We start from the raw sequence: 25,709 nt of genomic DNA on the forward strand, positions 1-25,709 counted from the left end.
ATGACCGCGACTATAAAACTCGGCCGATTGGCCGAGTTCCTCGGGGCCACCTTGCGTGGCTCCGCGGAGAAAGAAATTACTGGGCTGGCCACTTTGCAAGAGGCCGGCCCAGCTCAGTTGAGCTTTCTGGCTAATCCCCAATACCGTAAATACCTCGTTGGCTGCCACGCTGGAGCGGTACTGCTCAAGGCGGCGGATGCCGAGGAGTACGCGGGGGATGCGCTGGTTGTGCCCGATCCTTACCTGGCGTATGCCCGAATCTCCCATTTGTTCGACCCCAAGCCCAAAGCCACTGCCGGGGTTCACCCTTCGGCCGTGATTGCGGACGATGCGGTGGTTGATCCAATGGCGAGCATCGGTGCGTTTGCGGTGATTGAGAGCGGTGCGCGAATCGCTGCCGGCGTCACCATTGGTGCGCATTGCTTTATCGGCGCGCGTTGCACCATCGGTGAAGACGGTTGGCTGGCCCCTCGTGTGACCCTGTACCACGATGTGCATATCGGCAAACGGGTGGTGATTCAGTCGGGTGCCGTGTTGGGTGGCGAAGGTTTTGGTTTCGCCAACGAAAAAGGCATTTGGCAGAAAATCGCTCAAATTGGCGGTGTGACCCTCGGTGATGATGTCGAAATTGGCGTCAATACGGCCATTGATCGGGGTGCTTTGGCCGATACGTTGATCGGCAATGGCGTCAAGCTGGATAACCAGATCCAGATCGCGCACAACGTTCAGGTGGGTGACCATACGGCGATGGCCGCGTGTGTAGGCATTTCCGGTAGTACTAAAATCGGTAAGCACTGCATGCTCGCAGGCGGTGTTGGTTTGGTCGGTCACATTGAAATTTGTGACAACGTGTTCTTGACTGGCATGACGATGGTGACGCATTCGATCACCGAGCCAGGAGCCTATTCTTCCGGTACTGCCATGCAGCCGGCTGCGGAGTGGCGCAAAAGTGCGGCACGCATTCGTCAGCTGGATGACATTGCAAGGCGGCTAAAACATCTGGAAAAGCGCGTCGGGGAAGTGACCTCGGACGGTAAAGCTTCTTCAGAGGGCTAATACATTTTCCATATCAAGAGTGCATAGCCACTGGTTTGCTTCCTTGATTTGCTAGAGGAGCGCGCCTTAGTCGCGCGCGCCCAATCTTTATTACAGGCTTCCCCACGAAATGATGGACATCAACGAGATTCGCGAATATCTGCCCCACCGTTACCCGTTCCTGCTGGTGGACCGAGTGGTGGATCTGGATGTCGAGAACAAGCGCATTCGTGCCTACAAGAATGTCAGCATCAATGAACCTTTCTTCAACGGTCACTTCCCGGCGCACCCGATCATGCCGGGCGTCCTGATCATTGAAGCGATGGCTCAGGCCGCTGGCATCCTGGGTTTCAAGATGATGGATCTTAAGCCTTCCGACGGCACGCTCTATTATTTCGTCGGCTCCGACAAGCTGCGCTTTCGCCAGCCTGTACTGCCAGGGGATCAATTGATCCTTGAAGCCAAGTTCCTGAGCTGCAAGCGCTCCATCTGGAAATTTGAATGCCAGGCCACGGTTGACGGTAAGCCAGTGTGCTCGGCTGAGATCATCTGTGCGGAACGCAAACTATGAGTTTGATTGACCCTCGCGCAATCATCGATCCGACGGCCATTTTGGCCGACGACGTCGAGGTCGGCCCTTGGTCGATCATCGGCGCAGGTGTGGAAATCGGCGAGGGGACTGTGATTGGGCCGCATGTGATTCTTAAAGGCCCAACCAGGATCGGTAAACACAATCGCATCTACCAGTTTTCTTCGGTAGGCGAGGACACACCTGATCTGAAGTACAAAGGCGAAGAAACGCGCCTGGTGATTGGTGACCACAACGTTATTCGTGAAGGCGTCACCATTCACCGCGGCACCGTGCAGGACCGTGCCGAGACAACGCTGGGTGATCACAACTTGATCATGGCCTATGCCCACATCGGGCATGACAGCGTGATTGGCAACCACTGCATTCTGGTCAACAACGCCGCTCTGGCGGGCCATGTGCACATGGGTGACTGGGCGATCCTGTCCGGCTTCACGCTGGTTCACCAGTTCTGCCACATTGGTGCGCACAGTTTTTCGGGCATGGGCACTGCCATCGGTAAAGACGTTCCGGCGTTTGTCACCGTGTTTGGTAGCCCGGCCGAAGCGCGCAGCATGAACTTTGAAGGCATGCGCCGCCGTGGTTTCAGCGATGAAGCCATACACGCCCTGCGCCGAGCTTACAAAGTGGTCTACCGACAAGGCCTTACCGTCGACCAGGCGCTGGCTGAATTGGCCGAGCCTGCTGTGCAGTTCCCAGAAGTGGCAATGTTCGTCGAGTCGATCCGTTCCTCAACTCGCGGCATTACGCGCTAATCATGGCCAGACTGCGTATTGCTCTGGTGGCAGGCGAAGCCTCCGGTGACATTCTCGGTTCCGGGCTGATGCGTGCGCTCAAAGCCCGTCATGGGGATATCGAGTTCATTGGCGTCGGCGGCCCATTGATGGAAGCAGAGGGCATGAGCTCTTACTTCCCGATGGAACGCTTGTCGGTCATGGGCCTGGTCGAAGTGCTTGGCCGCCTGCGTGAGCTGCTCAAGCGCCGTAAAGAACTGGTTAAAACGCTGATTGCTGAAAAGCCTGACGTGTTTATCGGTATCGACGCCCCTGACTTCACCCTCAATATCGAGCTGCAATTGCGCCGTGCCGGGATCAAAACCGTGCACTACGTCAGCCCGTCGGTGTGGGCGTGGCGTCAGAAGCGGGTGCTGAAAATTCGCGAAGGCTGCGACTTGATGCTCACGCTGTTCCCGTTTGAAGCCAAATTCTACGAAGAGAAGGGCGTGCCGGTGCGTTTTGTCGGCCACCCGCTGGCCGATGCCATCCCGCTTGAAGCTGACCGTGCGGCTGCGCGTGCTGAATTGGGCCTGCCCGATGGACCGTTGGTGGCTTTGATGCCCGGCAGTCGTGGTGGTGAAGTCGGCAAACTGGGCGGTTTGTTTCTGGATGCCGCGCAGAAGGTCTACCAGGCACGTCCTGATGTCCGTTTTGTATTGCCCTGCGCCAATAACGCACGCCGTATCCAGATTGAGCAATCGCTGGTCGGCCGTGACTTGCCTTTGACTTTGCTCGATGGTCGTTCGCACCTGGCCTTGGCCGCCTGCGATGCGGTATTGATCGCCTCTGGCACCGCGACCCTTGAGGCGCTGCTGTATAAGCGGCCGATGGTGGTGGCGTATCGCCTGTCGTCGCTGACCTTCTGGATCCTCAAGCGTCTGGTCAAAAGCCCCTACGTGTCGCTGCCCAACCTGCTGGCTCAGCGCCTGTTGGTGCCTGAACTGTTGCAGGATGCTGCAACGCCAGATGCGCTGGCTGACACCGTCTTGCCTCTGCTGGATGGCGGTGAAGAACAAACACGCGGCTTTGACGAGATCCATCGCACATTGCGTCTCGACGCTTCCAATCAGGCCGCAGACGCGGTGCTGGGCCTGGTCGCAAAATCTTAATGAGTACAGTGACTATGCAAATCGGATTGGACTTCAATCTGGTTAATCAGGTTGAAGACCTGGTTGCCGGCGTTGATGAAGTCGGTCGTGGCCCGTTGTGCGGTGCCGTGGTCACGGCTGCGGTCATTCTTGACCCGATGCGCCCGATTGCGGGCCTCAACGACTCGAAAAAACTGACCGAAGCGCGTCGTGAAAAGCTTTTCGATGAGATTCGCGAAAAAGCCTTGAGCTGGTGCATTGCGCGGGCAGAAGTCGAAGAAATCGACGAGTTGAACATTTTGCACGCCACCATGCTGGCCATGCAGCGGGCGGTAGAAGGGCTGAGCATCACCCCTAAACTGGCGATGATTGATGGCAATCGCTGCCCCAAGCTGGCCATGCCAGCCGAAGCGGTGGTTAAGGGCGATAGCAAGGTCCCGGCCATTGCTGCGGCTTCGATTTTGGCCAAGGTCAGCCGTGACCGCGAGATGGCGGCCTTTGAGCTGCAATACCCCGGTTATGGCATCGGTGGGCACAAGGGTTATCCGACTTCCGTCCATCTGGAGGCCCTTGAGCGTTTGGGCCCGACGCCCATTCATCGACGCTCGTTCGGCCCGGTTCGCCGTGCGTACGAAGCGCGTGAAGGCCTTGCCAAGGTTTAGTCGCGAGGCTGATGTTTTTGCCAAGGCCCGGTACAATCCGGGCCTTGTTGTTTTCCAAAGCTGATAGACAGGATCACCATGCCGGCTTCATTCGTTCACCTGCGCCTGCACACTGAATACTCCCTGGTCGATGGCCTGGTGCGGATCAAACCGCTGATCAAAACCCTGGCCGGCATGAATATGCCCGCCGTTGCGGTGACCGATCAGAACAACATGTGTTCTCTCGTCAAATTCTATAAAACCGCCATGGGCGGCGGTATCAAGCCCATTTGTGGTGCCGACCTGTGGCTGTCCAACAAAGACCCGGATAACCCGCTGAGCCGTATCAGCCTGTTGGCGATGAATGCCGTGGGTTATCGCAACCTGACTGAGCTGATTTCGCGGGGCTTTATCGACGGTCAGCGCAATGGTCAGGTGATCATTGAGCGTGAGTGGGTCGCAGAAGCGGCCGACGGCTTGATCATGCTCTCGGCTGCCAAAGAGGGCGAGATTGGCCTGGCGCTGCTCAGCGGTAACCCCGAAGAGGCGCGCACCCTGGCGCTTGAGTGGATGGGGGTGTTCCCGGAGCGCTTTTATCTCGAAGTTCAGCGCACCAGCCGCCCCAATGATGAAGAACACCTGCACGCCGCCGTTGCGCTGGCCGATGAGATCGGTGCGCCATTGGTGGCGACCAACGATGTGCGCTTCATCAAGCAGCAAGATTTCGAGGCCCACGAAACCCGCGTGTGCATTGGCGAAGGCCGGGCGCTGGATGATCCGCGCCGCTCCAAGAACTACAGCGACCAGCAGTACCTGAAAAGCGCCGAAGAAATGGCCGAGCTGTTCAGTGACCTGCCGGAAGCGTTGGCCAACACGGTCGAAATTGCCAAGCGCTGCAATATTGACGTGAAGCTGGGCACTCACTTTTTGCCCAACTTCCCGATCCCCGATGGCATGACCATCGATGAATATTTCCGCAAAGTGTCCTTTGAAGGCCTTGAAGAGCGCTTGACCGTTCTGCTGCCCAAAGACACCACCGAAGACTACGACGCCAAGCGTCAGGTGTACGTCGACCGGCTGAATTTCGAGCTGGATATCATTATCCAGATGGGCTTCCCCGGTTACTTCCTGATCGTAATGGACTTTATCCAGTGGGCTAAAAGCAACGGCGTGCCGGTGGGTCCTGGCCGGGGGTCGGGTGCCGGCTCGCTGGTGGCGTATGTACAGAAGATCACCGACCTTGATCCGCTGGAATACGACCTGCTGTTCGAACGATTCCTTAACCCGGAACGGGTATCGATGCCCGACTTCGACGTCGACTTCTGCATGGATGGTCGCGACCGGGTTATTGAATACGTGGCTGAAAAATACGGGCGTAACGCCGTAAGCCAGATCATCACCTTTGGTTCGATGGCTGCGAAGGCGGTAATCCGCGACGTGGCGCGGGTTCAGGGCAAGTCCTACGGTTTGGCTGACCGCCTGTCGAAGATGATCCCGTTCGAAGTGGGCATGACCCTCGAAAAAGCCTTTGAGCAGGAAGAGATCCTGCGCGACTTCATCAAGGTCGATGAAGAGGCGGCTGAAATTTGGGAGATGGCGCGCAAGCTTGAAGGCGTTGTGCGTAACGTGGGTAAACACGCCGGTGGTGTAGTTATCGCCCCGACCAAACTCACAGACTTCTCGCCGATTTACTGCGATGAAGAGGGTGGCGGTCTGGTCACCCAGTTCGACAAGGATGACGTTGAGTCGGCAGGTCTGGTGAAGTTCGACTTCCTCGGTCTGCGGACCCTGACGGTCATCGACTGGGCGCTGAAAACCATCAACCGTGACCGCGCCAAGGTCAATGAAGCGCCGCTGGACATCGCCTTTATCCCGCTGGACGACAAGCCCACGTACCAATTGCTGCAAAAAGCCGAGACCACTGCGGTGTTCCAGCTTGAGTCGCGCGGTATGAAAGAGCTGATCAAAAAGCTTAAGCCCGACTGTCTTGAAGACTTGATCGCACTGGTGGCCCTGTTCCGTCCGGGCCCGCTGCAATCAGGCATGGTTGATGACTTTATCAATCGTAAGCACGGTCGCGCCGAGCTGGCGTACCCGCACTCCGACTACCAGTACGAAGGCCTCAAGCCGGTATTGGCGCCGACCTACGGCATCATCCTGTATCAAGAACAGGTGATGCAGATTGCTCAGGTCATGGCCGGTTACACCCTTGGCGGCGCTGACATGTTGCGTCGAGCCATGGGTAAGAAAAAACCCGAAGAAATGGCCAAGCAGCGCGGCGGTTTCATCGAAGGCTGTGGCAACAACAATATTGATGCCGACCTTGCCGGTAACATTTTCGACCTGGTAGAGAAATTTGCCGGTTATGGCTTCAACAAGTCTCACTCGGCTGCTTACGGTCTGGTGTCGTACCAGACGGCCTGGCTGAAAACCCACTACCCGGCACCGTTCATGGCCGCGGTACTGTCGGCGGATATGCACAACACTGACAAGGTTGTGACCCTGATCGAAGAAATTCGCAGCATGAAGCTGCGTCTGGACGCGCCGGATGTGAATGCCTCGGAGTTCAAGTTCACGGTGAACGACGAAGGCCGCATTATTTACGGCCTTGGCGCGATCAAAGGGGTGGGTGAGGGGCCGGTTGAGGCCATCACCGAAGCACGCAAAGACGGACCGTTTACTGATCTGTTCGATTTCTGTGCCCGCGTTGACCTCAAGCGGATCAACAAACGTACCCTCGACGGTTTGATCCGCAGTGGTGCGCTGGACCGTCTTGGGCCGTACTTCTATGACGAGCCGAAGGCTTATCAGGCGCATATCGACCTGAACCGCGCGGTGTTGCTGACGGCGATGGAAGAAGCAATCAAATCGGCCGAACAAACTGCGCGCACCCACGACAGCGGGCATGCCGACTTGTTTGGCGGCTTGTTTGTCGAAGAAGACGCTGATGTGTATGCCAACCACCGTAAGGCTAAGGAACTGACCCTCAAGGAGCGCCTCAAAGGTGAGAAAGACACCCTTGGGCTGTACCTGACCGGCCACCCGATTGATGAATATGAAGGTGAGATTCGCCGCTTTGCCCGTCAGCGCATTATTGATCTGAAACCGGCGCGGGACACTCAGACCGTCGCGGGGATGATCATTGCCTTGCGCGTGATGAAGAACAAAAAGGGCGACAAGATGGGCTTTATCACCCTGGACGACCGTTCAGGGCGCATCGAAGCCTCGTTGTTTGCCGAGGCCTTTCATTCGGCGCAATCGCTGTTGCAGACTGACGCAATGGTGGTGGTCGAAGGCGAGGTCAGCAATGATGACTTCTCCGGCGGCCTGCGTTTGCGGGTCAAGCGTGTGATGAGCATGGAAGAAGCGCGCACCAGCCTGGCTGAAAGCCTGCGTCTGAAAGTGACGCAAGCGGCACTTAAAGGCGATCAATTGCGCTTTTTGGGCGAATTGTTCAAAAAACACCGTGGGGCGTGCCCGATCACCCTGGACTACACCGGCGCAGACGCCAAGGCTTTGCTGCAGTTTGGCGAAAGCTGGCGAATTGATCCGGCAGACAGCTTGATTCAAGCGTTGCGTGACCAGTTTGGGCGAGACAACGTCTTCCTCCAATACCGTTGACGGTCAGGGGCGATACACGCGCCCTGACCTCGACCTGAATTTTTAATCTCGACCTGAGAGCGCCTCTCCCTTAAGGTAGGCGCGATACAGATCAACCGGCTGCCCCAGTCGGGTTGGATTCACCAGCAAATGCTGGGCTTCAAACCCGCTGGCATGCTTTGCCGCCGACCCAAGACGGATGCTTATGAACCCGAATTTTCTTGATTTCGAACAGCCGATTGCTGACCTGCAAGCCAAAATCGAAGAGTTGCGCTTGGTCGGTAATGACAACTCGCTGAACATCAGCGATGAAATCTCTCGCCTGCAAGACAAAAGCAAAACGCTGACTGAAGATATTTTCGGCAAGCTGACCAGCTGGCAAATTGCTCGTCTGGCCCGTCACCCGCGTCGTCCTTACACCCTGGACTACATCGATCACATCTTCACCGAGTTCGACGAGCTGCATGGCGACCGTCACTTCTCGGATGACGCCGCCATCGTGGGCGGTATTGCGCGTCTGGATGACCAGCCCGTGATGGTGATCGGTCACCAGAAAGGCCGCGAAGTGCGCGAGAAAGTTCGCCGTAACTTCGGTATGCCGCGTCCGGAAGGCTACCGCAAGGCGTGCCGTCTGATGGAAATGGCTGAGCGTTTCAAAATGCCGATCCTGACCTTCATCGACACACCGGGTGCTTATCCTGGTATCGACGCTGAAGAGCGCAACCAGAGCGAAGCGATTGCCTGGAACCTGCGGGTGATGGCTCGCCTGAAAACCCCGATTATCTCCACCGTTATCGGTGAAGGCGGTTCGGGCGGTGCATTGGCGATTGGTGTTTGCGACCAGTTGAACATGCTGCAGTACTCGACGTACGCGGTGATCTCGCCGGAAGGTTGCGCCTCGATTCTGTGGAAAACCGCCGAAAAAGCGCCGGACGCAGCAGAAGCCATGGGTATTACCGCTGAGCGCCTGAAAGGCCTGGGTATTGTTGACAAGATCATCACCGAGCCATTGGGCGGTGCCCACCGTGATCCGGCCGCAGCCTCTGCGACCATCCGTGGTGAGCTGCTGTCGCAATTGGACATGCTGAAAAAGCTGGACACCGAAACCTTGCTCAAGCGTCGTTATGACCGCCTGATGAGCTACGGTCTCTGATCATAGCTGGCCCTCACCCCAGCCCTCTCCCGGGGGGGAGAGGGAGCTGATTAGCGGTGTTCTAGAGTTCGCATCCAGTCAGTTCCCTCTCCCTCCGGGAGAGGGCTAGGGTGAGGGGCTTTTGATCTGGACGGTGCTCGACATGCCCAACCTCTCAACGCAACTGCTTCAAACCCTGACCCCCTGGCGCAACGCCAATACCTGGCACGTCGCACTCTCTGGCGGCCTTGATTCAACCGTTTTGCTGCACCTGCTCGCCCATCTGCGTCAAACCCATTCGCTTCCTGCTCTGTTCGCCGTCCATGTGCATCATGGCTTGCAGTCTGCTGCTGATTCCTGGCCGGCGCATTGTCAGGTGCTGTGTGATTCGCTGGCTGTGCCGTTACAGGTGTTCCAGGTGCAGGTCCGCCCAGGCGCTAGCCTTGAGCGTGCTGCACGTGAAGCGCGCTATCAGGCTTTTGAAACCGTCACCCAGGCGGGCGAAGTCTTGCTGACGGGGCAGCACCGTGATGATCAGGCAGAAACCGTGTTGTTTCGCCTGCTGCGCGGGGCAGGGGTGAGCGGGGTGGCCTCCATGCCCCGTGAGCGGGCGCTGGGGCGGGGCCATTTGTGCCGTCCCTTGCTGGATGTCTCTCGCGCCGAGTTGGAAGCCTACGCGCGCGCGCACGGCTTGAGCTGGGTCGAAGACCCTTCGAACACCCAGACCGACTTCTCACGTAACTATCTACGTCATGAAGTTTTTCCAGCCCTGACCAAACGCTGGCCCCAAGCCGCTGCGAGCCTGGCGCGCACGGCTGCCCATTGTGCCGAGGCGCAAGGCTTGCTCGACGAGTTGGCGCAACAGGATCTCGCCGCTGCAACCCCGCATAGTGAGTTCTCCTGGCTTGGCCTGCCGTCCCTGGCGCTGGCACCGATTGCCGCGCTTTCAGCGGCCCGTCAACGCAACGCGTTGCGCCATTGGCTGGCCGGCTTAACGCAACTGCCGGACACTGATCATTGGGCAGGGTGGGAAACCCTGCGCGATGCCCGTGAAGATGCGCAACCAATCTGGACATTGGCCGATGGCCAGTTGCATCGGGCTGGCGGCCATCTCTGGTGGTTGAGCGGCGGCTGGTTGCGTCAGCCTGTTGCGCCATTGGCGTGGGAGCAGACAGATTTGCCAATAACTCTGCCGGGCAATGGTCAGTTACGTTTGCTCGGCGAGATTCCCGCAGGTCCTTTGCGCGTGAGCTATCGTCAAGGTGGTGAGGTGATGCAACTGGCGCAGCGCGGGCATCGGGATCTCAAGCGTTTGCTCAACGAGCACGGTGTACCCGGCTTTGTGCGTGGCAGATTGCCGCTGCTGTACTGCAATGAGCAGTTATTGGCGGTGGCAAACCTTAAGGGATTGGCTTCGGACCCCTGTGGGCGTTGGCAATTGCAGTGGTTGCCAACTTCCAGCGATCAAGGTTTGAGCTGAAAGGGGCTTTCCGGTAGACTACGCTCCCTTCTTGATACAACTTCTGTAAATTCACCGGAATTACAGATGTTGCCGATTACCAAGCAGTCTTTGCTGGGCGATTTTAAAAAAATGTGTGGCTTGTATCGAACCGTTGGTCTCCATCGGTCTGTTTCAACGCAGCAGTTTTTCGAAAGGTGCACTGTGACTAATGCTGGTGATTGGGGGCTTCGGCCTTCCTTCGCTCTCCCCGGCGGCTCTGACCGCTTTAACGCAGACTTCTAGGGTTTTTCATGACGCGCTACATCTTCGTCACGGGCGGTGTTGTTTCTTCATTGGGGAAAGGCATTGCCTCGGCTTCATTGGCAGCCATCCTGGAGGCGCGGGGACTTAAGGTCACCATGCTGAAGCTGGACCCCTACATCAACGTTGATCCGGGCACCATGAGCCCGTTCCAGCACGGTGAAGTGTTCGTCACTCATGACGGCGCCGAGACCGACCTGGACTTGGGCCACTACGAGCGGTTCATCCGCACGACCATGACCCAGAACAACAACTTCACCACGGGCCGCGTTTACGAACACGTCCTGCGCAAGGAGCGCCGTGGTGATTACCTGGGGGCGACCATCCAGGTGATTCCGCACATCACTGACGAAATCAAGCGTCGGATCATCAAGGGCGCCGGCGATGCCGACGTAGCGATGGTCGAGATTGGCGGCACTGTGGGTGACATTGAGTCCCAACCGTTCCTCGAGGCTATCCGTCAGTTGCGCATCGAAGTGGGCGCCAAGCGCGCCATGCTGATGCACCTGACCCTGGTTCCGTACATCGCCACTGCTGGCGAAACGAAAACCAAACCAACGCAACACTCGGTTAAAGAATTGCGCTCCATCGGCCTGCAGCCAGACGTTCTGATCTGCCGTTCCGATCACCACGTTGATGTGTCTTCGCGTCGCAAGATCGCGCTGTTCACCAACGTTGAAGAGCGTGCGGTGATTTCGCTGGAAGACGCCGACACCATCTACAAGATCCCGGGCATGCTGCACGCTCAGGGCCTGGATGATTTCGTCGTTGAACGTTTTGGCTTGCAATGCAACAGCGCCGACCTGTCCGAATGGGACAAAGTGGTCGACGCCAAGCTCAATCCGGAGCACGAAGTCACCATCGCCATGGTTGGCAAGTACATGGAACTGCTGGACGCGTACAAGTCGCTGATCGAAGCGATGAGCCACGCCGGTATTTCCAACCGTACCAAGGTCAACCTGCGTTATATCGACTCAGAAGACATCGAAAACAAAGGCACTGAACTGCTCGAAGGCGCTGACGCCATTCTGGTTCCGGGCGGCTTCGGTCTGCGCGGCGTAGAAGGCAAGATCACCGCGGTTCAATATGCTCGCGAGAACAAGGTGCCTTACCTGGGTATCTGCCTGGGCATGCAAGTGGCCGTTATCGAGTTCGCACGTAACGTGCTGGGCTGGAAAGACGCCAACTCCACCGAGTTCGATCGCAGCAGCGGCCACCCGGTTGTGGGCTTGATCACTGAGTGGGAAGACGCCACCGGTGCAGTCGAAACCCGTACCGAAACCTCTGATCTGGGCGGCACCATGCGTCTGGGCGCGCAGGACTGCCAACTGGCAGCCGGCTCCAAGGTTCATGATTGCTATGCCAAGGACGTGATTGTTGAACGTCATCGCCATCGCTATGAAGTGAACAACAACCTGCTGCCACAACTGATCGAAGCGGGCCTGAAAGTGACCGGTCGTTCCGGTGACGGCGCGCTGGTAGAAGTGGTTGAAGCACCGGATCATCCTTGGTTCGTGGCGTGCCAGTTCCACCCGGAGTTCACCTCGACTCCACGTGATGGTCACCCTCTGTTCAGCGGTTTTGTTAAAGCAGCATTGGCGCAACACGAGAAGAAGGCTTAATCAGCATGGCGCAAAAAATTATCCGCGTAGGCAATATCGACATTGCCAACGACAAGCCAATGGTCTTGTTCGGTGGCATGAACGTGCTGGAAAGCCGTGATATGGCCATGCAGGTGTGCGAAGAATACGTACGTGTTACCGAAAAGCTCGGCATCCCTTACGTATTCAAGGCCAGTTTCGACAAGGCTAACCGTTCATCGATCAACTCTTACCGTGGCCCCGGCCTCGAAGAGGGCATGCGGATTTTTCAGGACATCAAGCAAGCGTTTGGTGTGCCGGTGATCACCGACGTCCACGAGCCTGCGCAAGCAGCCGTGGTCGCCGAGATCTGCGACATCATCCAGTTGCCGGCTTTCCTGTCGCGCCAGACTGACCTGGTCGTGGCCATGGCCAAGACCGGTGCCGTGATCAACATCAAAAAAGCCCAATTCCTTGCGCCTCAGGAAATGAAGCACATCCTGAGCAAGTGCGAAGAAGCGGGCAACGATCAGTTGATCCTCTGTGAGCGTGGCTCAAGCTTTGGCTACAACAACCTTGTGGTCGACATGCTGGGCTTCGGCATCATGAAGCAATTTGAATATCCGGTCTTTTTCGACGTGACCCACGCGCTGCAAATGCCCGGTGGTCGCTCCGATTCTGCCGGTGGTCGTCGTGCCCAGGTCACTGACCTCGCCAAGGCTGGCATCAGCCAGGGTCTGGCCGGTCTGTTCCTTGAGGCGCACCCGGATCCTGACAATGCCAAATGTGATGGCCCTTGCGCCTTGCGTCTGGACAAGCTTGAGCCCTTCCTGGCTCAACTGAAGTCGCTGGATGAGTTGGTTAAAAGTTTTCCGACAATAGAAACGGCCTGATCCGCTTTTCTCCGGTAAAGTACCGCACGATTTCTCGGGCCCTTGTGGCCCGGGCTTTATCGTCCGCAAGGCTGCCCGTTTTTCGATCCTTGCCGGCGATAACCAGATTTCCCTCAGCTGCGTCGTTTTCGTCAACTTTGGAGTGCTTACAACAATGGCAAAAATCGTCGACATCAAAGGTCGTGAAGTTCTCGACTCCCGTGGCAATCCCACTGTGGAAGCCGACGTGCTTCTCGACAACGGCATCATCGGCAGTGCTTGCGCGCCTTCCGGTGCTTCCACTGGCTCGCGCGAAGCGTTGGAGCTGCGTGATGGCGACAAGAGCCGTTACCTGGGCAAAGGCGTGCTGAAAGCGGTTGCCAACATCAACGGCCCGATTCGCGACTTGCTGCTGGGTAAAGACCCAGTTGATCAAAAAGCGCTGGACCACGCGATGATCGCGCTGGACGGCACTGAAAACAAAGGCTCGCTGGGCGCTAACGCAATCCTGGCGGTGTCTCTGGCAGCAGCCAAAGCTGCAGCTCAGGACCAGGACCTGCCGCTGTACGCGCACATCGCCAACCTGAACGGCACGCCGGGTGTATACTCGATGCCGGTTCCGATGATGAACATCATCAACGGTGGCGAACACGCTGATAACAACGTCGATATCCAGGAGTTCATGGTTCAGCCAGTTGGCGCCAAGACCTTCTCCGACGCACTGCGCATGGGCACCGAAATCTTCCATCACCTCAAAGCTGTGCTCAAGGCCCGTGGCCTGAACACCGCAGTGGGCGACGAAGGTGGTTTCGCACCTAACCTGGCGTCCAACGAAGATGCACTGAAAGTGATCTCCGAAGCGATCGCCAACGCCGGTTACACCCTGGGCACTGACGTGACCCTGGCACTGGACTGCGCGGCCAGCGAGTTCTACGAAGACGGCAAATACAACCTGTCCGGCGAAGGTCAGGTGTTCAGCTCCGAAGGTTTCGCCGAGTACCTGAAAGGTCTGACTCAGCGTTACCCGATCATCTCCATCGAAGACGGTCTGGACGAGTCTGACTGGGATGGCTGGAAAATCCTGACCGACAAAATCGGTGAGAAAGTTCAGCTGGTAGGTGACGACCTGTTCGTAACCAACACCAAGATCCTGAAAGAGGGCATCGATAAAAACATCGCCAACTCGATCCTGATCAAGTTCAACCAGATCGGCACTCTGACCGAAACCCTGGAAGCCATCCAGATGGCCAAGGCTGCGGGTTACACTGCTGTAATCTCGCACCGTTCTGGTGAAACCGAAGACTCCACCATTGCCGACCTGGCAGTGGGCACCTCGGCGGGTCAGATCAAAACCGGTTCCCTGTGCCGTTCGGACCGCGTTTCCAAGTACAACCAATTGCTGCGTATCGAAGAGCAATTGGGTACTAAAGCCAAGTACAACGGTCGTGGCGAGTTCCGCGGCTAAGCAGTTGGTGGTAAAAAGACAACAGGTTGTGTCAGAAAACTCGCCATCGTGGGTGTTTTGACACTAACCTGATGCTTATCAAGTACAAGCCTGGTTCTTCCAGGCTTTGTACTGTTGGTTGTTTACGTTTGTCGGCATGGCTGTCTTTTCACTGGATACCTGATATTCGATGCGCAGTCCCAATTGGTTGTTCCTCATTTTGCTCTTGCTTCTGGCTGGCCTGCAGTATCGCCTGTGGGTGGGGAATGGGAGTTTGGCGCAGGTGACAGACCTGACGCAGCAAATTGCTGATCAGCATGCTGAAAACGAAGTGCTGTTGGAGCGTAACCGCGTGCTGGATGCGGAAGTCCTCGAGTTGAAAAAAGGCATGGAGACCGTTGAAGAACGGGCCCGCCATGAATTGGGAATGGTTAAAGAGGGCGAAACCCTCTACCAGTTGGCCCAATGAGAATCGCATCACCGGCCTTTTGGGCCGTGATTCCTGCCGCGGGCGTGGGTGCCCGTATGGCCGCAGACCGTCCCAAGCAATATTTGCAGTTGGGCGGGCGCAGTATTCTTGAACACAGCCTTGGCTGTTTCCTTGATCACCCTGGCCTTAAAGGTTTGGTGGTCAGTCTGGCGTTTGATGATCCGTTCTGGCCCTCTTTGCGATGTGCTGCCGACCCGCGTATTGCCCGGGTTGACGGTGGCCGCGAGCGTGCCGATTCAGTGTTGAACGCCTTGTTGTACCTGCATGCGCAGGGCGCCAGTGATGATGACTGGGTGCTAGTGCACGATGCTGCGCGGCCCAATTTGTCACGCGAAGACCTCGACAAGCTGCTCTACGAACTGGCCGACGACCCGGTGGGTGGTTTGCTGGCGGTTCCGGCGCGAGACACGCTCAAACGCGTGGACAAAAACGGCCGGGCAGTCGAAACCGTCGACCGCAGCTTGATCTGGCAGGCCTACACGCCGCAGATGTTTCGGTTGGGTGCGCTGCACCGCGCCTTGGCTGACAGCCTGGTGTCGGATGCGACCATTACCGACGAGTCCTCGGCAATGGAATGGGCGGGGCAGGCGCCACGCCTGATCGAAGGCCGTTCAGACAACATCAAAGTCACCCGCCCCGAAGACCTTGAGTGGCTGCGGCTGCGCTGGGCTAACCGCTGATCCCCGCGTAGGAGCGAGCTTGCCTCGCGATCTTTTGATCGTTTAAAAGATCGCGAGGCAAGCTCGCTCCTACACAGGTTTCTATGATCCCGAATACTCTTCCCGCTTGGCCAAGCCTGCCTTCAGGTAATCCACCAGCTTTCTGACTTTGGGCGACAAGTGTCGTTGTTGCGGATATAGCGCCCACACCGCGGTATTGGGTGGCTGATGCGCATCCAGCAGCGACACCAGCGCCCCGGTCTTCAAATGCTCCAGCACGTAGTAGTCCGGCAACTGACACAGGCCAACCCCCAATAACGCCGCGTCCAATACCGCCTGCCCGCTGTTGCAACGCCAATTGCCTTGCACCCGCTGCGAAAATTCTCGCCCATCCTGCTCCAGTTGCCAGATGTCTGAGCTGCCAATCAGGCAGTTGTGACGGCTCAATTCCGACAAACTGTGGGGCCGTCCGTATCGCTCCAGATACGACGGCGACGCGCACACGTACATGCGCCTGGGGGCCAGGCGGGTGGCGACCAGGCTTGAGTCATGCAGTCGGCCTAGCCGGATCGCCAGGTCGATGCTTTCGTGTACAAGGTCCAGTGGCCGGTTGGTCAGTTCAATGTCGACCCGCAATTGTGGGTACAAGCCCATAAAACGCGTCACCAAGGGCACGATAAAGCGTTCGCCATAAGCCACGGCGCAGGTCATGCGCAGCATGCCTTTGGGCTCACTGGTCAGGTCACCAATAGCACGCAGTGCTTCTTCGCGGCCATCTTGCAGACGCTGGCAGTGCTGCAAAAAGGTTTGCCCGGCTTCGGTCAGCGTGACCCGTCGGGTACTGCGATAGAACAGACGGGTCTGCAAGCGTTCTTCAAGGCGCGCCACTTGGCGGCTGATATGTGAAGACGACACGCCCAGTCGCTCTGCCGCCGCTGTGAATTGGCCGCACTCGGCCACCGCGACAAATTCGTCTATACCTTCCCAGCGGTTTTCGTTCACGGTTGATTATCCCTGTATGGCAATAATGTTTTGCTTTTGCCTGGATTATTAATCACTCAGAGCTGATTTACACTCGGCACCTTGTTTTTACTTTGCTGGAGACGATGGATGATCAAGTCACGTGCTGCCGTAGCGTTCGAGGCCAAAAAGCCACTGGAAATCGTAGAAGTGGATGTCGCCATGCCCAAGGCTGGCGAAGTGCTGCTGCGGGTTGTGGCGTCGGGCGTTTGCCATACTGATGCCTACACCTTGTCGGGCGCGGACCCGGAAGGCATCTTCCCGTCGATCCTGGGCCACGAAGGCGGCGCCATCGTAGAAGCCATCGGTGAGGGCGTGACGTCGGTGGCCGTTGGCGACCACGTGATCCCGTTGTACACCCCGGAATGCCGCCAATGTAAATTCTGCTTGTCGGGCAAGACCAACCTTTGTCAGGCCATTCGTTCGACCCAAGGCAAAGGCTTGATGCCCGACGGCACCACGCGTTTCTCCTACAAAGGCGAGCCGATTTTCCATTACATGGGCACGTCGACGTTCTCGGAGTACACCGTGCTCCCGGAAATTTCCGTCGCCAAAATTCAAAAAGACGCACCGCTGGAAAAAGTCTGCCTGCTGGGTTGCGGCGTCACCACCGGGATTGGCGCAGTGCTCAACACCGCCAAGGTCAAGCCGGGCGACACCGTGGCGATCTTCGGCTTGGGCGGCATCGGCCTGTCGGCAGTAATTGGTGCGGTCAAAGCCAAGGCTTCGAGGATCATCGCCATCGACATCAACCCGGCCAAGTTTGAGATCGCCAAACAGCTGGGCGCGACGGATTGCGTTAACCCGAAAGACTTTGATCGCCCGATCCAGGAAGTGATCGTCGACATGACTGACGGTGGCGTTGATTTCTCCTTTGAGTGCATCGGCAATGTGCAACTGATGCGTGCTGCGCTGGAATGCTGCCACAAAGGTTGGGGCGAGTCGGTCATTATCGGCGTTGCCGGTGCCGGCCAGGAAATCTCGACCCGTCCATTCCAACTGGTGACGGGCCGCGTATGGCGCGGTTCGGCGTTCGGTGGCGTGCGCGGTCGTACCGAGCTGCCAAGCTATGTCGACATGGCGCAAACCGGAGAAATCCCGCTGGACACGTTCATCACCCACACCATGGGCCTGGAAGACATCAACAAGGCATTCGACCTGATGCACGAAGGCAAAAGCATTCGTACTGTTATTAAATTCTGACGAATAGCTACAAGCCGGGGTAAGCCCAGTCACTGACGCTGTAGGAGCGAGCTTGCCTCGCGATCTTTTTAATGATCAAAAGATCGCGAGGCGAGCTCGCTCCTACAGTGGGCTTATCGTGCGGTTTGCAGCTAAAAGCCTGGAGCTGCTTCTATGCCCTTAACAAATATCTCCTGCCAGAAAAGCTTTGGCGGTTGGCACAAGCGTTACCAGCATCGCTCTGAAGTCCTGGGCTGCAACATGGTGTTTGCCGTGTATTTGCCACCCCAGGCCGAGCAGGGCGTCAAGCTGCCCGTGCTGTACTGGTTGTCGGGGCTGACCTGCACCGATGAGAACTTCATGCACAAGGCTGGCGCCATGAAACTGGCCGCCGAGTTGGGCCTGATTATCGTCTGCCCGGACACCAGCCCGCGTGGCGAAGGTGTGCCGGACGATTCGGAAGGTGCGTGGGATTTCGGCCTGGGGGCGGGCTTTTATGTCAACGCCACCCAGCAACCTTGGGCCCAACATTACCGGATGCATGATTATGTGGTGCAGGAATTGCCTGCATTGGTTGAGGCTCATTTCCCTGCGTCGCAACAACGCGGCATCAGCGGGCATTCGATGGGCGGCCATGGGGCTCTGGTGTGTGCCTTGCGCAACCCGGGGCGCTATCAATCGGTGTCGGCGTTTGCGCCGATCAGCAATCCGATGGATTGCCCTTGGGGGCAGAAGGCGTTCACCCATTACCTGGGTGAAGAGCGTGCGCGCTGGCGCGAGTGGGATGCGTGCGTGTTGATCAGTGAGGCCAGTGAAAAGCTGCCGTTGCTGGTAGACCAAGGTGATCGGGATGACTTTTTGGCCGTCCAACTCAAGCCTGAAGCGCTGCAACAAGCGGCCAAACTGGCGGACCATCCGCTGACTTTGCGTCTGCAACCGGGCTACGACCACAGCTATTTCTTTATCGCCAGCTTCATTGACGACCACTTGCGTCATCACGCGCGTGCACTAAGCGCCTAATGTTGAGCAAAGTAGGTAGAATCACGCCCTGACTTAATCGGGGCGTTTTTTTATGCGTATTGGCCACGGCTATGATGTGCACTGTTTTGCTGAAGGCGATTTTATAACCCTGGGCGGCGTGCGTATTGCTCATAAATTCGGGCTCTTGGCCCACTCTGATGGCGACGTGCTGCTGCACGCGCTCAGCGATGCATTGCTGGGGGCGGCGGCGCTGGGCGATATCGGCAAGCATTTTCCGGACACCGACCCGCAATTCAAGGGCGCGGACAGCCGTGTCCTGTTGCGCCATATCGTCGGATTGATCCATGCCAAAGGCTGGAAAGTCGGTAATGTCGACAACACCATCATTGCTCAGGCGCCAAAAATGGCACCGCACATTGAAACGATGCGTGCGTTGATTGCAGCGGATCTTGAGGTTGATTTGGACCAGGTAAACGTCAAAGCCACCACCACTGAAAAACTCGGCTTCGTGGGCCGTGAAGAAGGCATTGCGGTGCATTCCATCGCTTTGTTGGTTCGCGCATGAACGAGTTTGATCTGCTGGGGCCGACAGCTCACGGCGCGCCGTTGGGCACCGCAGTGCTTAAAGCCACGGCTGAAGATTTTCAGGTCGACGAAGTGCTGGATATCCCGTTGTCCGGGGACGGCGAGCATTTGTGGTTGTGGGTTGAAAAGCGTGGCTTGAATACCGAAGAAGCGGCGCGGCGCATTGCCAAGGCCGCAGGCGTGCCGTTGCGCACGGTGAGCTACGCCGGTCTGAAGGACCGTCAGGCGCTGACCCGCCAATGGTTCAGCGTGCAGCTGCCGGGCAAGGCGGACCCTGACCTGTCAGGTGCTGAAAACGATACGCTGAAGATCCTCAAGACCTCGCGGCACAAACGTAAACTGCAACGCGGTGCCCACGCGGCAAACGGTTTTACCTTGCGCCTGACGCAACTGAATGCCGACAAAGACGCCTTGCAGCAACGTCTGGAATTAATCACCCGCGAGGGTGTGCCGAATTATTTCGGCACCCAGCGTTTTGGCTGGGAAGGCGGCAATCTGGGCGAGGCGAGGGATTACGCGGCGCGCAAAGCCCTGCCGGAGCAGCGCAATGTCCGTTCGCGTCTACTCTCTACCGCACGCAGCTATCTGTTCAATCAGGTGCTGGCCGCCCGCGTCGCCGATGGCAGCTGGCAGCGTGCGCAGGTAGGGGATCTGCTGGCCTTCACCGACAGCCGGAGCTTTTTCCCGGCGGGCGAAGCAGAGTGCAACGACCCGCGATTGGCTATCCTTGATCTGCACCCGACCGGCCCGCAGTGGGGCGAAGGTGATTCACCGACCACGGGTGCAACCCAGGTGCTGGAGCAAGCCATTGCCGAGCGTGAAGCCGATTTGCGTGACTGGCTGGTTCGCGCTGGCATGAGCCACGAGCGACGTATTCTGCGGCTGCCCATTGGCCGACTGACGTGGCATTATCCGCAACCAGATATTCTGCAACTGGAATTTGTACTGCCGGCCGGATGCTTCGCCACTGTCCTGGTGCGCGAACTTGTTGATCTGGTGTCTTTGGGGCAAACGGACAGCCTATGCGTATTCTGATTTCAAACGATGATGGGGTCAGCGCCCCGGGGATAGCTGCGCTTTATGACGCCTTGGCGGATTATTGCGAGTGCGTGGTGATTGCCCCTGATCAAGACAAAAGTGGCGCGAGCAGCTCGCTGACGCTCGACCGCCCGTTGCATCCGCATACCCTAGCCAATGGCTTTATCAGCGTCAACGGGACGCCAACCGACTGCGTGCACCTGGGCCTCAATGGCCTCTTGGAGCAGCAGCCGGACATGGTGGTGTCAGGGATCAATCTGGGTGCCAACCTGGGTGATGACGTGTTGTATTCGGGCACCGTGGCGGCCGCCCTTGAAGGGCGCTTTCTGGAGCGCCCTTCGTTTGCGTTTTCGCTGGTCTCACGTCAGGTCGACAACCTGCCGACGGCGGCCTATTTCGCGCGCAAGCTGGTGGATGCACATCACCTGCTTGAACTGCCGCCGCGCACCGTGTTGAACGTCAACATTCCCAATTTGCCGCTGGACAAGATCCGCGGCATCCAGCTAACCCGGCTGGGCCATCGCGCCCGTGCGGCGGCGCCGGTGCGCATGGTCGATCCGCGTGGCAAGGCCGGTTACTGGATTGCCGCTGCTGGCAACGCGGAAGACGGCGGCCCCGGCACCGACTTCCACGCTGTGATGCAGGGTTATGTGTCGATTACCCCGTTACAACTGGATCGCACCTTTGGTGATGCCTTCAAAAGTCTCGATGGCTGGCTGGAGGGGTTGGGCTGATGGGGCGTGAGCAGGATGGCCTGATGCATCGCGGCATTGGCATGACCTCGGAGCGGACACGTGAGCGGCTGATTCAGCGCCTGCGTGAAGAGGGCATCGTTAACCAGAAAGTGCTTGAGGTTATTCGGCGCACACCTCGTCACCTGTTTGTTGATGAAGCCCTGGCCCACCGAGCCTACGAAGACACGGCGCTGCCGATTGGCAACAACCAGACCATTTCCCAGCCGTACATGGTGGCGCGCATGAGCGAGCTGCTGCTTGAAGACGGCCCGCTGGACAAAGTCATGGAGATCGGCACCGGTTCGGGTTACCAGACGGCAGTGTTGTCGCAGTTGGTTGAGCGGATTTTCTCGGTCGAACGCATCAAGGTGCTGCAGGATCGCGCCAAAGAACGTCTGCTTGAGCTTAACTTGCGTAACGTGGTCTTTCGCTGGGGCGATGGTTGGGAAGGGTGGCCGGCGCTTGCACCTTACAACGGCATTATCGTCACCGCCGTGGCCACGGATGTACCGCAAGCTTTGCTCGACCAACTGGCTCCGGGCGGGCGTCTGGTGATCCCGGTCGGCGCCGGTGACGTTCAGCAATTGATGCTGATCGTGCGTGAAGAGCACGGATTTGCCCGGCGCGTCATCGGCAATGTGCGGTTTGTTCCGCTGCTTAATGGGCCACTGGCCTGATTCTTTAGCGCTGCCCGGCTGAATTATCAAGCCGGGTACGGGTCATACAGCGCAGTGCTCAGGCCCGTCCGGGGCCTGTTTAGGGTTTAAACAATACGTTTATGAATGGGCTTTGCCGTCTGCAAAGCTGTACGGCCAGTTATACTTGCGCCCAATGGGGGCCGCGACTGGCGTTCTAATTTTTAGCCATCTTCAAAGGGAGCGGCGGGTGAGTCTCACAGTCATTACGCAGCGTATGGGGACCACAAGCTATCAGAGAGTAGTGGCGGGTCTGGTGTTAAGTGTCTCCCTGGCGATGTTGGCGGCGTGTTCCAGCGCGTCCAAAAGCGGTACAAGTGGCGTTAACGGTGTGGCTCAGCGCCCGGCTGTGACCACCGGTCAGTATGTGGTCAAGCGTGGCGATACGTTGTTCTCGATTGCCTTTCGCTACGGTTGGGACTGGAAAGCACTGGCGGCAAAAAACAACATTGCGGCGCCGTATACGATCGTTCCGGGGCAATCGATCCGTTTCGATGGACGTGCAGGGTCTGTCCCTTCAGGGGGCACGACAACCACCGTGGTTTCGTCATCATCAGGCAGTAAAACCACCGTCACCAAGCGCCCGGTCGCCACGACTGCGACACCGGTGACCACGGCACCTTTGCCTGCAGGCCCTGCACCCAAAGGCTGGGGATGGCCCGCAGACGGTATTTTGATCGGGAAATTTTCTTCAAACGGTAGTTTGAATAAAGGTATTGATATTGCCGGAGATTTGGGACAGCCTGTTTTAGCTGCGTCTGATGGCTCAGTTGTATACGCTGGCAGTGGATTGAGGGGCTACGGCGAATTAGTCATCATCAAACACAGTGACACCTATGTTAGTGCCTACGGCCACAACCGCAGGCTTTTGGTACGGGAGGGGCAGCAGGTCAAGGTCGGGCAGAAAATTGCCGAAATGGGGTCAACTGGTACAGACCGGGTGAAACTTCACTTTGAAATTCGCCGCCAGGGTAAACCTGTAGATCCATTGCAATTCCTTCCACGCCGTTGATCAGTTACCAGCCTGTTCCTGATGTAGATGAAAGGAACAGGCTCCAGCGTTGCCAAGGATAAAGGCGATGCTTGAGCTTGAGGTCGAACTCACCAAAGGACTAGAAAAATGGCTCTCAGCAAAGAAGCGCCGGGGTTTGACATCGACGATGAGGTGCTCCTTATGGACGCCAGCATCGATAGTGACTTGATGTCAGAAGAAAACGACTCAACCCCTACAGCTCGCACCAAGTCGAAAAAAGCAGCTGCCTCAAAGCAGCACAAGTACATTGATTACACCCGGGCGCTCGATGCGACTCAGCTGTATCTCAATGAAATTGGCTTCTCCCCGTTGCTCTCACCAGCAGAAGAAGTCCATTTTGCGCGTTTATCGCAAAGTGGCGATCCAGCTGGGCGCAAACGCATGATTGAAAGTAACTTGCGGCTGGTGGTGAAAATCGCCCGACGCTACGTCAATCGTGGGCTTTCGCTGCTAGACCTGATCGAAGAGGGCAACCTGGGCCTGATTCGGGCAGTCGAGAAATTTGACCCGGAACGCGGGTTCCGCTTCTCGACCTACGCCACCTGGTGGATCCGCCAGACGATTGAACGGGCAATCATGAACCAGACCCGTACCATCCGTTTACCGATCCACGTTGTAAAAGAGCTCAATGTCTACCTGCGAGCTGCGCGCGAACTGACGCAAAAGCTCGATCACGAACCCTCCCCTGAAGAAATCGCCAATCTGCTCGAAAAACCCGTCTCGGAGGTCAAGCGTATGCTTGGGCTTAACGAACGTGTGTCCTCGGTAGACGTTTCTTTAGGCCCGGACTCCGACAAAACACTGCTTGATACCCTCACCGACGATCGCCCTACAGACCCTTGTGAGCTGCTGCAGGACGATGATTTGTCGCAGAGTATTGATGAGTGGCTGTCCGAACTCACCGATAAACAGCGCGAGGTGGTAATTCGCCGCTTCGGCTTGCGTGGGCATGAAAGCAGCACCCTTGAAGATGTCGGGCTGGAAATTGGCTTGACCCGTGAACGTGTACGACAAATCCAGGTTGAAGGTCTCAAGCGTCTGCGTGAGATTCTTGAACGCAATGGTTTGTCGAGCGAATCACTGTTTCAGTAAACGAAGTGTGCTGACCAAAACCCCGAGCTTTCGGGGTTTTTTTATGGGCTGACATTTTTTGCGCCAAGTCAATTCAGGCCTGTTCTTAAAAATGTGTGGGTTGGAAATGGTATGACACGTACGAAGTTGAGCTTTATCTGCGATCGGATGTAAGCCTTTACTTACGTTTTCTGTAAGCCAACGGCGAAAGACGTAGGAATAAATGACTTTTTCTTACTTGGTAAGTTTTATAAACCATTGAAAATAATAGGTTTTGTGTTTTTTAAAGGCTCTGCTTTGTAATAAAAATCTATAACTGGTGCGCTTGCAGCAATTTTAGAAGCCTCTAGTATCTTAACTGTGTCGACGGATAGACACGGCGTTCAAGGAAGAACGTTAAGGACATTGAAGGATGCAATTCATCAGGATGATGAGAAGGAACAAAAGGGATTAGGGAAAAAATGTGGGCGGGTCAAACCGCCCCTTTTTTTTGCCCGTTAAAAAGTGCTCTGGCGCGCCGCTTAAGCGTTTAAGCCTTTACCTGCATTTAAAACAAAACGCCCAAGGCTTGAATGGCCTTGGGCGTTTTTTTATGTGTTTAAAGACCGGCCACAAGCAGGCCGGTGTTTAAGCGCGGGCTTACAGCGTCGGGTAGTCAATGAAGCCGACAGGGCCTTTGGAGTAGAAGGTCTCCGGATGTGGCTCATTGAGCGGTGCATCGGCCTTCAAGCGGGCTGGCAGGTCAGGGTTGGCGATAAAAGGCACGCCAAACGCAACAGCGTCGGCCTTGCCGGCAGTGATCCACGCATTGGCGCTGTCTTTAGTGAAACCTTCGTTGACGATGTAAGGGCCGCCAAACGCTGCTTTGAGCTGTGGGCCCAGGCTGTCTTCTGCGTCGTGTTCACGGGCGCAGATAAACGCGATACCGCGCTTGCCCAGTTCTTTAGCCACATACCCGAAGGTTTCAGCCCGGTTTTCATCGCCCATGTCGTGCAGGTCTGCGCGAGGCGACAAGTGCATGCCAACGCGGCCAGCGCCCCAGACTTCGACTACCGCATCGGTGACTTCCAGCATCAGGCGGGCACGGTTTTCCAACGAACCACCGTATTGGTCGGTGCGCTGGTTGGTGCTGCTTTGCAGGAATTGATCGAGCAGGTAACCATTGGCGCCATGGATCTCAACGCCGTCAAAACCTGCGGCTTTGGCGTTTTCGGCACCGGTACGGTAAGCCTCAACGATGTCGGCGATCTCAGCCGTTTCCAGAGCGCGTGGCACTTCAAAGTCTGCCTTTGGGCGAACCAGGCTGACATGGCCTTTGGCGGCGATGGCGCTAGGAGCGACAGGCAGTTCACCGTTCAGGTACAGCGAGTGGGAAATCCGCCCTACGTGCCACAGTTGCAGGAAAATCCGCCCACCGGCGGCATGGATGGCTTTGGTGACGTTGGTCCAGCCGCGAACCTGTTCGTCGGACCAGATGCCAGGGGTGTCCGGGTAGCCAACGCCCAGCGGGGTAACCGAAGTGGCTTCGCTGAGGATCAAGCCTGCTGAAGCGCGCTGTACGTAGTACTCCGCGATCAGAGCGCCTGGCACACGGCCTTCTTCGGCACGGCAGCGGGTCAGCGGCGCCATGATGATGCGGTTAGGCAGCTCAAGGTCGCCCAGCTTGATCGGATCAAAAATCGTGGTCATTAATGCAGCCCTC

23 protein-coding genes are annotated in these 25,709 nt (G+C 57.2%); 21 read left to right on the forward strand and 2 right to left on the reverse strand.

What is annotated here, in order from left to right; translation table 11 throughout:
- From lpxD to ispD, 13 genes are all read left to right on the forward strand, one after another.
- Positions 1 to 1,056 carry a UDP-3-O-(3-hydroxymyristoyl)glucosamine N-acyltransferase gene (gene lpxD / locus GHO32_RS15385; RefSeq protein ID WP_153334111.1) on the forward strand — a complete coding sequence of 352 codons (1,056 nt, stop codon included), beginning with the start codon at positions 1 to 3 and terminating at the stop codon, positions 1,054 to 1,056.
- 109 nt (positions 1,057 to 1,165) lie between these two features.
- Complete coding sequence (fabZ, locus tag GHO32_RS15390) at positions 1,166 to 1,606, forward strand: 3-hydroxyacyl-ACP dehydratase FabZ (RefSeq protein ID WP_048368088.1); 441 nt, start codon at positions 1,166 to 1,168, stop codon at positions 1,604 to 1,606.
- Entirely contained in the window at positions 1,603 to 2,379 is a 777-nt protein-coding gene (gene lpxA / locus GHO32_RS15395; protein ID WP_048368087.1) for an acyl-ACP--UDP-N-acetylglucosamine O-acyltransferase, read from the forward strand. The genes fabZ and lpxA overlap by 4 nt, the downstream gene beginning before the upstream one ends.
- 2 nt (positions 2,380 to 2,381) lie before the next feature.
- Positions 2,382 to 3,509 carry a lipid-A-disaccharide synthase gene (gene lpxB / locus GHO32_RS15400; RefSeq protein WP_153334113.1) on the forward strand — a complete coding sequence of 376 codons (1,128 nt, stop codon included), beginning with the start codon at positions 2,382 to 2,384 and terminating at the stop codon, positions 3,507 to 3,509.
- A 14-nt stretch (positions 3,510 to 3,523) separates the two neighbouring features.
- Positions 3,524 to 4,150, forward strand: coding sequence for a ribonuclease HII (gene rnhB, locus GHO32_RS15405; RefSeq protein ID WP_123749725.1), 627 nt, complete (start codon positions 3,524 to 3,526; stop codon positions 4,148 to 4,150).
- Between the two features lie 78 nt (positions 4,151 to 4,228).
- On the forward strand, positions 4,229 to 7,750 hold the full coding sequence (gene dnaE / locus GHO32_RS15410; protein WP_153334115.1) for a DNA polymerase III subunit alpha: 3,522 nt from the start codon (positions 4,229 to 4,231) through the stop codon (positions 7,748 to 7,750).
- A 184-nt stretch (positions 7,751 to 7,934) separates the two neighbouring features.
- A complete protein-coding gene (accA, locus tag GHO32_RS15415) occupies positions 7,935 to 8,882 on the forward strand; it encodes an acetyl-CoA carboxylase carboxyl transferase subunit alpha (protein ID WP_048368083.1) in 948 nt (315 codons plus the stop codon).
- 142 nt (positions 8,883 to 9,024) lie between these two features.
- The gene (gene tilS / locus GHO32_RS15420; protein WP_153334117.1) at positions 9,025 to 10,341 is read left to right on the forward strand and encodes a tRNA lysidine(34) synthetase TilS; all 1,317 of its coding nucleotides are present in this window, start codon (positions 9,025 to 9,027) and stop codon (positions 10,339 to 10,341) included.
- A gap of 272 nt (positions 10,342 to 10,613) precedes the next feature.
- On the forward strand, positions 10,614 to 12,245 hold the full coding sequence (locus GHO32_RS15425; protein WP_153334120.1) for a CTP synthase: 1,632 nt from the start codon (positions 10,614 to 10,616) through the stop codon (positions 12,243 to 12,245).
- Positions 12,246 to 12,250: 5 nt separating this feature from the next.
- Positions 12,251 to 13,096: a 3-deoxy-8-phosphooctulonate synthase gene (gene kdsA / locus GHO32_RS15430; protein WP_153334122.1), complete on the forward strand. Its 846-nt coding sequence runs from the start codon at positions 12,251 to 12,253 to the stop codon at positions 13,094 to 13,096.
- A gap of 154 nt (positions 13,097 to 13,250) precedes the next feature.
- Positions 13,251 to 14,540, forward strand: a complete 1,290-nt coding sequence (gene eno / locus GHO32_RS15435; RefSeq protein ID WP_123749728.1) for a phosphopyruvate hydratase — start codon at positions 13,251 to 13,253, stop codon at positions 14,538 to 14,540.
- A 169-nt stretch (positions 14,541 to 14,709) separates the two neighbouring features.
- Positions 14,710 to 14,988 (forward strand): cell division protein FtsB, encoded by a 279-nt coding sequence (ftsB, locus tag GHO32_RS15440; protein ID WP_003440483.1) that lies wholly within the window; start codon positions 14,710 to 14,712, stop codon positions 14,986 to 14,988.
- A complete protein-coding gene (gene ispD / locus GHO32_RS15445) occupies positions 14,985 to 15,689 on the forward strand; it encodes a 2-C-methyl-D-erythritol 4-phosphate cytidylyltransferase (RefSeq protein WP_048368073.1) in 705 nt (234 codons plus the stop codon). Before ftsB ends, ispD begins: the two co-directional genes overlap by 4 nt.
- Before the next feature lie 81 nt (positions 15,690 to 15,770).
- On the opposite strand, the gene GHO32_RS15450 is transcribed toward ispD, so the two are convergent.
- The gene (locus GHO32_RS15450; protein ID WP_262125160.1) at positions 15,771 to 16,670 is read right to left on the reverse strand and encodes a LysR substrate-binding domain-containing protein; all 900 of its coding nucleotides are present in this window, start codon (positions 16,668 to 16,670) and stop codon (positions 15,771 to 15,773) included.
- Positions 16,671 to 16,778: 108 nt separating this feature from the next.
- On the opposite strand from GHO32_RS15450, the gene GHO32_RS15455 reads away from it, so the two are divergent.
- From GHO32_RS15455 to rpoS, 8 genes are all read left to right on the forward strand, one after another.
- Positions 16,779 to 17,891, forward strand: coding sequence for an S-(hydroxymethyl)glutathione dehydrogenase/class III alcohol dehydrogenase (locus GHO32_RS15455; protein WP_048385541.1), 1,113 nt, complete (start codon positions 16,779 to 16,781; stop codon positions 17,889 to 17,891).
- 153 nt (positions 17,892 to 18,044) lie between these two features.
- Positions 18,045 to 18,890 carry an S-formylglutathione hydrolase gene (gene fghA / locus GHO32_RS15460; protein ID WP_123749731.1) on the forward strand — a complete coding sequence of 282 codons (846 nt, stop codon included), beginning with the start codon at positions 18,045 to 18,047 and terminating at the stop codon, positions 18,888 to 18,890.
- 52 nt (positions 18,891 to 18,942) lie between these two features.
- Positions 18,943 to 19,416, forward strand: coding sequence for a 2-C-methyl-D-erythritol 2,4-cyclodiphosphate synthase (gene ispF, locus GHO32_RS15465; RefSeq protein WP_048368067.1), 474 nt, complete (start codon positions 18,943 to 18,945; stop codon positions 19,414 to 19,416).
- Positions 19,413 to 20,471 carry a tRNA pseudouridine(13) synthase TruD gene (gene truD, locus GHO32_RS15470; RefSeq protein ID WP_048385537.1) on the forward strand — a complete coding sequence of 353 codons (1,059 nt, stop codon included), beginning with the start codon at positions 19,413 to 19,415 and terminating at the stop codon, positions 20,469 to 20,471. The genes ispF and truD overlap by 4 nt, the downstream gene beginning before the upstream one ends.
- Positions 20,459 to 21,208: a 5'/3'-nucleotidase SurE gene (gene surE, locus GHO32_RS15475; protein WP_123749733.1), complete on the forward strand. Its 750-nt coding sequence runs from the start codon at positions 20,459 to 20,461 to the stop codon at positions 21,206 to 21,208. Before truD ends, surE begins: the two co-directional genes overlap by 13 nt.
- A 41-nt stretch (positions 21,209 to 21,249) precedes the next feature.
- Positions 21,250 to 21,885, forward strand: a complete 636-nt coding sequence (locus GHO32_RS15480; RefSeq protein WP_164488137.1) for a protein-L-isoaspartate(D-aspartate) O-methyltransferase — start codon at positions 21,250 to 21,252, stop codon at positions 21,883 to 21,885.
- A gap of 208 nt (positions 21,886 to 22,093) precedes the next feature.
- Positions 22,094 to 22,915 carry a peptidoglycan DD-metalloendopeptidase family protein gene (locus tag GHO32_RS15485; RefSeq protein ID WP_368668442.1) on the forward strand — a complete coding sequence of 274 codons (822 nt, stop codon included), beginning with the start codon at positions 22,094 to 22,096 and terminating at the stop codon, positions 22,913 to 22,915.
- A gap of 108 nt (positions 22,916 to 23,023) precedes the next feature.
- On the forward strand, positions 23,024 to 24,028 hold the full coding sequence (gene rpoS, locus GHO32_RS15490) for an RNA polymerase sigma factor RpoS (RefSeq protein ID WP_048368060.1): 1,005 nt from the start codon (positions 23,024 to 23,026) through the stop codon (positions 24,026 to 24,028).
- A gap of 618 nt (positions 24,029 to 24,646) precedes the next feature.
- Here the strand turns inward: rpoS and GHO32_RS15495 are convergent.
- Positions 24,647 to 25,696, reverse strand: coding sequence for an alkene reductase (locus GHO32_RS15495; RefSeq protein WP_153334126.1), 1,050 nt, complete (start codon positions 25,694 to 25,696; stop codon positions 24,647 to 24,649).
- Positions 25,697 to 25,709: the final 13 nt, after the last annotated feature.

The sequence above is a fragment of the Pseudomonas sp. FSL R10-2189 genome, from assembly GCF_009600325.1.
Lineage (GTDB): Bacteria > Pseudomonadota > Gammaproteobacteria > Pseudomonadales > Pseudomonadaceae > Aquipseudomonas > Aquipseudomonas helleri.